At 67.8% G+C, this 10,544-nt stretch carries 10 protein-coding genes; 4 read left to right on the plus strand and 6 right to left on the minus strand.

All coding sequences use genetic code 11. The features are described from left to right. Positions 1-33: 33 nt before the first annotated feature. From B4F19_RS00480 to B4F19_RS00495, 4 genes are all read right to left on the minus strand, one after another. Complete coding sequence (locus tag B4F19_RS00480) at positions 34-963, minus strand: PaaX family transcriptional regulator C-terminal domain-containing protein (RefSeq protein WP_292728305.1); 930 nt, start codon at positions 961-963, stop codon at positions 34-36. 42 nt (positions 964-1,005) lie between these two features. Then, entirely contained in the window at positions 1,006-1,812 is an 807-nt protein-coding gene (locus tag B4F19_RS00485; RefSeq protein ID WP_292732189.1) for a serine hydrolase, read from the minus strand. Between the two features lie 144 nt (positions 1,813-1,956). Continuing rightward, positions 1,957-3,921, minus strand: a complete 1,965-nt coding sequence (locus B4F19_RS00490) for a M13 family metallopeptidase (protein WP_292732191.1) — start codon at positions 3,919-3,921, stop codon at positions 1,957-1,959. A 23-nt stretch (positions 3,922-3,944) separates the two neighbouring features. Next, complete coding sequence (locus B4F19_RS00495; protein ID WP_292732193.1) at positions 3,945-5,306, minus strand: ClC family H(+)/Cl(-) exchange transporter; 1,362 nt, start codon at positions 5,304-5,306, stop codon at positions 3,945-3,947. A gap of 192 nt (positions 5,307-5,498) precedes the next feature. On the opposite strand from B4F19_RS00495, the gene B4F19_RS00500 reads away from it, so the two are divergent. Together B4F19_RS00500 and B4F19_RS00505 are read left to right on the plus strand one after the other, a co-directional pair. Continuing rightward, on the plus strand, positions 5,499-6,842 hold the full coding sequence (locus B4F19_RS00500) for an MATE family efflux transporter (RefSeq protein WP_292728336.1): 1,344 nt from the start codon (positions 5,499-5,501) through the stop codon (positions 6,840-6,842). Further along, a complete protein-coding gene (locus tag B4F19_RS00505; protein ID WP_228178292.1) occupies positions 6,839-7,567 on the plus strand; it encodes a pyridoxamine 5'-phosphate oxidase family protein in 729 nt (242 codons plus the stop codon). The genes B4F19_RS00500 and B4F19_RS00505 overlap by 4 nt, the downstream gene beginning before the upstream one ends. Before the next feature lie 6 nt (positions 7,568-7,573). Here B4F19_RS00505 and B4F19_RS00510 read toward each other — a convergent pair whose 3' ends face one another. After that, positions 7,574-8,065, minus strand: coding sequence for an FBP domain-containing protein (locus tag B4F19_RS00510; protein ID WP_292732195.1), 492 nt, complete (start codon positions 8,063-8,065; stop codon positions 7,574-7,576). A 54-nt stretch (positions 8,066-8,119) separates the two neighbouring features. Next, entirely contained in the window at positions 8,120-8,758 is a 639-nt protein-coding gene (locus B4F19_RS00515) for a TrmH family RNA methyltransferase (RefSeq protein WP_228178290.1), read from the minus strand. A 94-nt stretch (positions 8,759-8,852) separates the two neighbouring features. On the opposite strand from B4F19_RS00515, the gene B4F19_RS00520 reads away from it, so the two are divergent. Both B4F19_RS00520 and B4F19_RS00525 read left to right on the plus strand, forming a co-directional pair. After that, positions 8,853-10,163, plus strand: coding sequence for an Nramp family divalent metal transporter (locus B4F19_RS00520; protein ID WP_292732197.1), 1,311 nt, complete (start codon positions 8,853-8,855; stop codon positions 10,161-10,163). Positions 10,164-10,197: 34 nt separating this feature from the next. Then, on the plus strand, positions 10,198-10,544 hold a 347-nt coding region (locus tag B4F19_RS00525; RefSeq protein WP_292732199.1), incomplete at its 3' end, for a metal-dependent transcriptional regulator.

The raw sequence follows: 10,544 nt of genomic DNA on the forward strand, positions 1-10,544 counted from the left end.
TAAAAACCTGGAGTGACGATCGTCAATGTTTTTTTAATTATTTCTCGATGTGCTCCCGCCATCTTCGATCCCGGTCGAGGGGGGACACTCGATGGATAGCCGCTGAACCGTGACGTACTCGGCGAGCTCCCGAGAGATCTTCGCGACGTGCATGTGCATCCGCTGCTCTGCCGGGCCTCCGAGGGTGTTGTAGGCACGAGCGAAGGCCAAGCGGGCTGCCCGTCTCGGCCAGTCCACGGGCAGGATCTCGGACGGATGGTCCGGATCGTTCTGGCGGAAAGTCTGCCACGCGAGCATGAGGCCCGTTCGAGCTGCGAATGCCGGGAGAGGTTCAAGCTCGCGAGCGAGATCGTTCGCGCGAGCGATGAACTCGAGGTAGCTCTGCCTGACCTCTTCCATATTCCAGGCGCGCGCCGGACCAGCCGGATCACTCATCCGTAGAGCAGACCGCGACGAGGTCACATCCGGCACCCCGGCCTCTCCCAGCACCTGCTCGGCCTGCTCTCGAGTATCGAACGGAGATATCCACACACCGTCATAGAGCGGCGCGTACCCAAGCCAGCGCAAACGCGTCCGTGCCACATGCCGCTGCGAACGTTGCGCCTCGGGGATCGTGAACGCAATGACAGACCACAACCCGTCCCACTCGACATCGCTGCAGCCGAACCTCGTCAGCCACCGGGCTTCGTCGCGCACGACCCGCTGGCCACGCTCCGAAAGCGCGTGGCTGGTTCGGCGGCCCTCTTTGCTCATCTCGAGCAGATCTTGATCGACGAGGCGCGAAATCGCCGCGCGCGCAGCCGGCTCGTTCACACCGAGGTCACCGAGTCCAGCCAGCAGCGCACCTGTCGGTATCGCCTCGGGTACCCCCCACCAGTAGTCTCCGAAGAGGGTGAGTATCTGGTGTGCGGGAAAGTTTCGACGTGGTGAACGCGCAGCACCGTTCACCCCGGAGGTGGTCATCACCATATCCTCGCAGGTTGCGCCGCCCCGATCGCGCGAGACTCAGTGCACGGACTCCATCAGGTCGGCACCGAATACCCGGAACGCATCGTGCACCCGCAACCGGTCGAGCGGCGTCTCCTCTGTGAACTGCACGATCATCGCGTAGGCGACGCCAGCCCGAGGCCCGACGAGCACGCCAGCCTCGGCGCGGATGCCGGGGTCTCGCCCAGTCTTGTTCACCAGGAGCAGCTGTTCTGCGGTTTCGGCGTGAGCGAGCGGGTCGAGTCCCGTGGCGCCAGCGGCGAGCCCGAGATCGGCATTCAATGCGAGCCATCCGGTGACCTGCGCGCTGACCGCGGCAGAGACGGCCCGGCCGTTCGCGAGGGACGAGAACATCGTGGTCAGATCACGGGTCGTCGACAGCGCGAAGTGCGGAGCGTCATCCGGCCCCCGGTCCTCACGGACGCGGTCGAGTAGTGCTGTCCGTGTGAGCCCAAGGTGCTCGATGCGCTCGCGCACCGGGTCGAGCCCGACGAGATCGATGAGCGCGTTCGTCGCCAGCGGGTCAGCAGCCGCCGCAGTGAGCACCGCGAGATCCCCCGGGTTCAGATCGGCGGCCGCAAGGTGGCGCCACAGTCCAGCCGACCCACCGTCGGCAGTCGGGGGCCGGGCAACGGATGCCGCAGCATCCAGCTTGCCTGCCTCGATGGCTGCCGATACCTGGATCAGAAGGGGCACCACACCGAGCTGCGCGACCGGCAGCGTGATGAACGCGTCCCCGAGCACGAGGTCCTTGCCTCGATCGAGGTCGGTGACACACACCGAGACGCGGCCACCGGCGTTCGCCAGCTGTTCGAGAGCGTGCATCGTCGCAGCAAAGGAGCGCGCGCGCCCAGACGCATGACGAGTTCGCCGAGAATCGGCGCGGTGATCCGCGCGCGACGTGCTGGGTGGTGTGCCCACCGAGGGATCCTTCCCGTGTTCAGGTGGGGGGATTCTAGGTGATCGACCTCACCAGATAGTGACGCGCTCGGCGGGGTCCAGCCACAGCTCGTCGGCCTCTGTCACCTCGAATGCGTCGTAGAAGGCATCCACGTTGCGCACGATCTGGTTGCAACGGAACTCGTTGGGCGAATGCGGGTCGACCGTGAGCAGGCGGATGGTCTCGGCATCCCGTCCCTTCTGCTGCCAGATCTGTCCCCAGCTCAGCAGGAGTCGCTGGATGCCGGTGTAGCCGTCGATGACCGGAGCCGACTCATCGCCGAGCGAGATTTCGTAGGCCTTGATCGCGATACCGAGGCCCCCGAGGTCGCCGATGTTCTCACCGATCGTGAGCGCGCCGTTGACGTGATGCTTCTCGTCAAGGCCTCGCGGGGTCAACGCGTCGTACTGCTCGATGAGGGTCTTGGTGCGCTGCTCGAACGCTTCACGGTCGGCCTCGGTCCACCAGTCGCGCAGCGATCCGTCACCATCGAAACGGCTGCCCTGGTCGTCGAATCCGTGGCCGATCTCGTGACCGATGACCGCGCCGATACCGCCGTAGTTCGCCGCGGCGTCGCGGCTGGCGTCGAAGAAGGGATACTGCAAGATCGCCGCGGGGAAGACGATCTCGTTCATGAGCGGGTTGTAGTACGCATTGACCGTCTGTGGTGTCATGAACCACTCGTCGCGATCGATCGGCTTCCCGACCTTGGCGAGCTGGCGATCATGTTCGACCCGATGTGCACGGCGCGCGTTGCCGACGAGATCGGTGGCGTCGATCTCGAGCGCTGAATAGTCCTTCCACGTCGTCGGGTAGCCGATCTTCGGCGTGAACGCGTCGAGCTTGGCGAGAGCCCGTTCGCGGGTCTCGGGGCTCATCCACTCCAGCGAACGGATGCTGCGGCGGTACGCCTCGATGAGGTTCGCAACCAGCTCGTCCATTGCTTCTTTGGCAGCCGGCGGGAAGTGCCGCTCGACGTACACGCGTCCGACTGCCTCACCCATCGAGCCCTCGACGAGGCTGACTCCGCGCTTCCAGCGCTCTCGGATCGTGGGCACCCCGGTGAGTTGAGTGCCGTAGAAGGCGAAGTTCTCGGTGACGAATTCGTCCGACAGGAGAGGTGCGGCGCCGCGGATGACGGCGAACCGCAGCCAGGCCTTCCAGTCATCGAGTCGCTCGGAAACCAGCAGCGCACCCAGCGATTCGATGAAACTCGGCTGGTACACGACGACCTCGTCGAAGGCCGTCTCCTTTCCGGGCGCGAGCGCCGACAGCCACGGCGCGAGGTCCAGCCCCGCCAACTCCAGGAGCTGCGTCCACGTCCGCAGGTTGTAGGTGGCCATCGCGTCGCGGCTGCGCACGTTGTCCCAGTGGTGGGAAGCCAGCTCGGTCTCGAGGGCGACGATGCGATCGGCATCCGTCGCGGCATTCGCGACACCTGCGAGGGTCAGCATCCTCTCGACGTGGGCCCGGAACTCGCGGCGCGTCTCGTCGAAGTTCTCGAGCCGGTAGTAGCTCTCGTCGGGAAGCGACAGCCCGCCCTGCACGATGAAGGGGACATAGCGCTGCGGGTTGCCAGGGTCGGGCTCCACGTACAGGCCGAACAGGCCCGAGACGCCGTCGCGCTCAAGGGTGCCGAGAGTCGTCATCAGCTCCGGGATCGATGAGATCCCATCAACAGCGGACAGCTGAGCGGCGATCGGGGTCGCGCCGAGCTCGGCGATGCGCTCGGTGTCCATGAAGCTCGTGTACAGGTCGCCGATCTTGCGCGTTTCGGTGCCGGGCTCGGCATCCGTGCTCTCTTCGATGATGGCGCGCACATCCTTCTCGGCCTGTTCGGCGATCAGGTGGAACGAGCCCCAGCGAGCCTTGTCGTCCGGAATCTCGGTGCGATCGATCCACGCACCGTTGACGTGACGGAACAGGTCGTCTTGCGGGCGAATGTCGGCAGAAAGTTCTTCGAGCGGGAGGCCAGAGACGAGGGCGTCGGTCATGTCCTCCAGAATAAGCACCTCCGCTATGGACGATCCCTGCGAGGCGGGAACACCGAACGAACGGCTGGCGGATGCAGCATCCGTTCGCGCAGGTCTTCGTAGATGGGCCGGGTGCGAAGAGCCGCGGCGACGAGGATCGCGCAGACGGATGCCGCGAGCATCGGCGCCAGCACTGTGGCAACGGCCGTCATCTCGACCACGACGGCGATGCCGGTCAGGGGTGCCCGGATCGTGGCAGCGAACATCGAGGTCATGCCGACGAGGACGAACACCACGACCGTCGTATCGGCCACCTCCGGGAGAATCAGCTTCGCGACGGATCCGCAGAGCGCTCCCCACAGCGCACCGATCGCCAGGAGCGGGGCGAACAGGCCCCCGGGGGTTCCCGCCGCGTACGAGAGCGGACCGGCCAGAAACCGGATGACGAGGGTTGCGGCGAGCACGATAGGGATGAGCGACTCGCCGCGAAGTAGGCCCTGCGAGATCGGATCGCCCCCGCCGGCACCGAGCGGGTCGAGGAAGAGCAGCAGGCCGACTGCTCCGCCGATGATCGCCGCCTGGGCCACCGGCGGCACGCGGCGCGCTGCCCGGGCCGCCGTCAGGAACCCGAGGATCAGACGGTTGTATCCCGCACCGAGGATGCCGGTGAGCAGGCCAAACACCGCGAAGACGCCCACTTGCGCGAGGTCGGGCGGCGGGACGGGCGCTACCTGGAAGATCGGCGCATTGCCAACGACGATCCACGCCGTGGCAACTGCCACAGCGACACCGGTCAGGGTTGGGAGGACGATACGCGCGCGCACCGACTGGGCGACCTCTTCGATGACGAAGAGCGATCCGCCCAGCGGAGCGTTGAAAGCGACGGCTAGGCCAGCGCCAGAGAGGGCGGAGTGAAGGGTGCGCGCGTCCGCCGCGGATCTGCGGCTGCGGCGAGCAGCCTCGGCGCCGAGCACCGCACCGATATGAACCGTGGGGCCCTCGCGACCCAGCACCATTCCCGACCCGATCGAGAGCACGCCGCCGACGAACTTCGCCACGAGTACCCCCAGAGCGCTCGGCGGCTCCTCCCCGCGCTCGACAGCCTCGACGTACTGGATGCCGCTCCCGGCCGCCTGCGGGACCCACTTCACGAGAAGTGCTGCCAGCGTCGCGCCCGTGGCGGTGACGGCGATAGCGATGAGCCACCCCCACGCGGGCTGGTCGTGCGCGAACGCGAAGACCTCGATGCGCAGATGCTCGGCCTGGTCGATGCACCAGCGAAAGGCCCCGCCGACGAGTCCGAGGGCGAGACCCGCGATGGCAGCCAGCAGCATGAGGATCGCGATCTGCCGGGCAGCCCCACTGCCGGCATCCGGAGATGTCGTCGACGACGTGTTCCCCGTCATCCCACCCCTGCCCGGGCGCCCGGCGGCGCCTCTTCCGCACTGCCCATCGTGGCATCCGCGCGGTTCGTTTGCCGCGAAGCGCGGACGACGGATGCCACGCACGGCGTGTCGCGGCAACCGAACAGACCCGCACCGGACGGTGGCGCGGCGCGCGTCATCCGTGTCAGCGGCGGTGAACCCTAGGCTCGGCTCGTGCCTTCTCGACCCGCCGGCGCTCCCTCGACGCTGAACCGTGACATCCTGCGGCTCGCGGTGCCGGCCCTCGGCGCCCTCATCGCCGAGCCGCTGTTCCTGATCGTCGATTCGGCACTGGTCGGGCACCTGGGTACCGTGCCGCTGGCCGCCCTCGGGATCGCTTCGGCGATCCTGCAGACGATCGTCGGGCTCATGGTCTTTCTCGCGTACTCGACCACACCGGCAGTCGCCCGACGCTTCGGCGCCGGCGATGCGAAATCTGCGGTTTCGGTCGGCATCGACGGCCTCTGGCTCGCGCTCGGGCTTGGCGCACTTCTGGCCCTCGCCGGATCCCTCGCGACACCACCCCTCGTCTCGCTGTTCGGTGCCACCCAGGAGGTGGCGGCGGATGCGGTGACCTACCTCCAGATCTCCATGTGGGGTCTTCCCGCAATGCTCATCGTGTTCGCCGCGACAGGGCTGCTGCGCGGGATGCAAGACACCGTCACGCCGCTGTGGATCGCCGCGGCCGGCTTCGGCGCGAATGCTGCGCTGAACGCGCTCTTCATTTACGGGCTCGGGTGGGGGATCGCGGGCTCGGCGGTGGGAACCGTGCTGGCCCAATGGGGCATGGTCGTCGCCTACGTCGGTGTCATCGGTCGGCTGGCTCAGCGCCATTCGGCCCAGGTCCGCCCGTCGGCTCGCGGCGTGCGCGGGTCCGCCCGCACCGGCGGCTGGCTATTCCTGCGCACGGTGTCGCTGCGGATAGCCCTCCTGACCACGGTGGCCGTCGCCACCGGGCTCGGCACCGATGAGCTCGCCGGCTGGCAGGTCGCGTACACGATCTTCTCGGCAGCAGCGTTCGCTCTGGACGCCCTCGCGATCGCGGCCCAAGCGCTCATCGGCAAGTCACTCGGCGAGCAGGACCATGCCAGAGTGCGTAAGGTGCTGCAGCGCACCAGCGCGTGGGGTCTGTGGTTCGGCATCCTCGTCGGCGCGGGGGTCGCGGCGGCATCCGGGGTCATCGGCATCCTCTTCACCGGCGACCCGGAACTTGCGGCCATCGTGCAGCCCGCCCTGCTCGTGCTCGCCGTTGCGCAGCCGCTGTGCGGCATCGTCTTCGTCTGGGACGGCGTGCTCATCGGTGCCGGCGACGCGCGCTATCTCGCGATCGCGGGCGCGCTGAATCTCGTACCGTTCCTCCCCGCCCTGGCCCTCGTCGCGATCTTCCACCCCGGCGGCGCCGCTGGGCTCGCGTGGCTTGCCGTCGCCTTCTTCGGCGTCTACATGCTTGCGCGCGCCGCGACGCTCGGCTGGCGGTTGCGGGGCCAGACGTGGCTCGGCTCTACCCTCAACATATGAGCCCCGAGAGCCCCTCCTCCCCCTCGCTGCAGGTGCGACGCAAGCCGCAGCGGCAGAACACTGACGCCGACGTGCTGCGCGGCATCCTGGCTGAGGGGATCGTCGCCCACGTGGGCTTCGTGCGGGACGGCGCACCGATCGTGTTGCCCTACCTCTACGGGGTCGGCGATCTCGGTGAAGGCCCCGTTCTGCTGCTGCACGGGTCGACCGGCGGCGGGCTGTTCTTGGATGCCGCGGGCGAGGGCGTCCCGGTCTCGGTCACGGTCACCCACGTCGACGGACTCGTCTTCGCGGCATCCACGTTCGAGAGCTCCGCGAACTACCGCAGCGCGGTGGTCTTCGGGCGCGCCCGCATTGTGCCTGAAGACCAGCGGGAGCGGGCGCTGTGGCAGGTCTCGGATCACCTCATGCCGGGCCGCCGCGCCGAGGTGCGGGAGATGACCCGCAAGGAAGTCCGCGCCACTCACGTTCTGCAGGTCCCGCTCGATCAGGCGAGCGTCAAGGTCCGCTTCGACGGGGTGGGCGACACTGAGGACGACGGCGAGGATCACACCGTTTGGGCGGGTGTCGTGCCGCTCGCCGTCCGCGCGGGCACACCGATCGGTTCCCCGGTGACCCGCGCGGCAGGGGCTGCGGATGCGGCATCCGTCGCTGCTTTCGCTCAGCGGCTGCACGATCTCGCCGCCGAGCGTGAGGCTCGACTGCGCGAGATCATGCAGCCCTGAGGGCGGCTACGCGCCGTCGCGGACGCTGCGGGCGAATTCGGTGACGTTCGCGCGCAGGGCCTCGATGCGCCTATCGCGCGCCGCCTCACGGTCGAATCCGAGGTACGCCGACGGCGGGAGCTTTCGAACATTCACCGAGCACTCGAAGTTCTCGCAGACGAGGATGCCGACGGTATCGCCGCGCCGTCCGGCGTCGCCCGCTCGCTTGGCGGCGAACATCACGACGTCATTGGGGAGCTGGACGTCGTTGCACCACGAACATTGCGGACGACTCAGGGGGCGAGCATCGGTCTGACGCAGCAGGATGCCGACGGGCTCGTCGTCGAGTTCGATCACGACTGACGCGAGCTTCGGCAGCTTCGAATCGCGGATGCCGAGATAGTCCAGGGACTCCCAGTCGCGAGTGTCGAGGTCGGTGGGAAGGGTGAGGTTCTTGCGCTCGCTGCGCGAGGCGTTGAGAAACGATGCCCGGATCTGAGCGTCGGTGAGGGGACGCATATGCGTGCCTTTCAGGGTGTGAACGCGCGGCGGTAGCCTCGAGCCGAGCCCAGCTCACGCCCAGCGTCGACACCATTCGTACATCACGACGGCCGCAGCAGCGGCCGCGTTGATGGAGCGGGTCGAGCCGTACTGCGCGATCTCGACGCTGCCGGATGCCGCGGCCAGCGCCTCTGCCGAGAGCCCCGGCCCTTCCTGACCGAACAACAGAACGCACGCCTGGGGCAGGTCCGCCTCGGGCAGCGGCCGGGAGCCCTCGACGTTGTCGATCGCGATCACAGGAAGGTTCGCAGCATCCGCCCACACGGCGAAAGCCGCGACATCCTCGTGGTGACGCACGTGCTGATAGCGGTCGGTGACCATCGCGCCGCGCTTGTTCCAGCGGCGACGCCCGATGATGTGCACTTCCGCTGCGAGGAAGGCGTTCGCGCTGCGGACGATGGAGCCGATGTTGAGGTCGTGCTGCCAGTTCTCGATCGCCACATGAAACGGATGCCGCCGCTCGTCCAGGTCCGCGACGATCGCGTCCATTCGCCAGTATCGGTACCGGTCGACGACGTTGCGGCGGTCACCTGCGGCGAGGAGGTCGGGGTCAAGTCGGGGATCATCCGGCCATTCAGCTTCACCGCCCGGCCAGGGTCCGACTCCGTGAGGGAGTTCCGGCTCGCTCCCGGGCTCCGTCTCGTCCTGCACGTCGAGCAATCTATCTGACGGTCGCGCTGAGCCCGGACGGTGAGTGCCCACCGCGCATCTTTTCGGTATACCGAAAAATCGATAGGGTTTCGATATGCCGAAGTCTCCACCGACGCTCACTGCCACGGTCTCGGCACCGGCGCGGAGCCCCCGGCTGGTGTGGCTCCTCGGCCCGGCTATGGTTGCCGGCGTCGCCTACCTCGACCCCGGCAACGTGGCCAGCAACATGACAGCCGGCGCTCGCTACGGCTACCTGCTGGTGTGGGTGGTCGTGGTCGCGAATGTGATGGCCTGGCTCATCCAGTACCTGTCGGCAAAGCTCGGCGTGGTCACCGGTGAGAGCCTGCCGCAGGCGCTCGGGGGGCGGATCCGCAGCGCGTGGGGGCGGCGCCTGTACTGGCTGCAAGCCGAGCTCGTGGCGATGGCGACCGACGTCGCCGAGGTGATCGGCGGTGCCGTCGCCCTGAACCTGCTGTTCGGCATCCCCCTGCTCTGGGGTGGGGTGATCACGGGTGTCGTCTCCCTGGGCCTGCTGATCGTGCAGTCCAGGCGCGGCGCCAGGCCCTTCGAGGTCATCGTCATCGGGCTCGTGGTCCTCATTGCTGTCGGGTTCACCGCCGGAGTCTTCGTCGCGCCGCCCGACCCCGCCGGAATCGTCGGCGGTCTCGTCCCCCGGTTCGAAGGCGCCGACACCGTGCTGCTGGCGGCATCCATCCTGGGCGCGACCGTCATGCCGCATGCGATCTACGCGCACTCGGCTCTCAGCCGCGACCGGTTCGCGCCGACCACCACGGCCGGGCCGTTCGCGTTCGGCTCCGCGGCGGCCGGCCTCGAATCAGGGCGCGGAGTGTCGACGAGGCGGCTCCTGACCGCCACGCGCTGGGACGTCACGATCGCCATGGTGATCGCCGGAACCGTGAACCTCTGCATCCTGCTGCTTGCTGCAGCGAACCTCGCGGGCGTCCCCGGCACCGACTCGCTCGAGGGCGCATACGCCGCCCTGCGCGACGGGCTCGGACCGATCATCGCGACGCTGTTCGCCGTCGGACTGCTCGCGAGCGGCCTGGCCTCCACAGCCGTCGGAGCGTACGCGGGCGCCGAGATCATGAGCGGCCTGCTGCGCATCCGGGTGCCGCTCGTGGTCCGGCGCCTCGTCACGCTCGTGCCCGCTCTGCTGATCCTCGGGTTCGGCGTTGACCCGACCTTCGCTCTCGTCCTCAGCCAGGTCGTGCTCTCGTTCGGCATCCCGTTCGCGCTGGTTCCGCTCGTGTGGATCACCGCACGGCGCAGCGTCCTCGGTCCGTTCCGGAACCGACTCGCAACGACCGTCCTGGGCGTGGTGTCAGCGGCGCTGCTGATCACTCTCAACCTGGTGCTGCTGTGGCTGGTCTTCACCGGCACGTGATCGAGCGCCTACCCGGGGCGGGTAGGGTTTCGGCATGTCCTCCGCGGCCGTCGACGACTATCTGAAGACGATCTACAACCACACGGAGTGGCAGACCGAACAGATCACGCCGTCGCAACTCGCTTCCGAGCTCGGACTTGCGCTCTCGAGCGTGACCGAGATGGTTCGCAAGCTCGCCGCGGCCGGGCTCGTGACCCATCGCCCGTACGGACCGATCTCGCTCACGACAGCCGGCGAGCACCGCGCAGCCGCCATCATCCGCCGCCACCGCCTTATTGAGACCTGGCTCGTACGCGAGTTCGGCTACACCTGGGCCGATGTGCACGAGGAGGCAGAGATCCTCGAACACGCCATCAGCGACCGGCTCCTCGACGGCATCGA

Source organism: Microbacterium sp. UBA1097 (assembly GCF_002313585.1).
Taxonomy (GTDB): Bacteria; Actinomycetota; Actinomycetes; order Actinomycetales; family Microbacteriaceae; genus Microbacterium.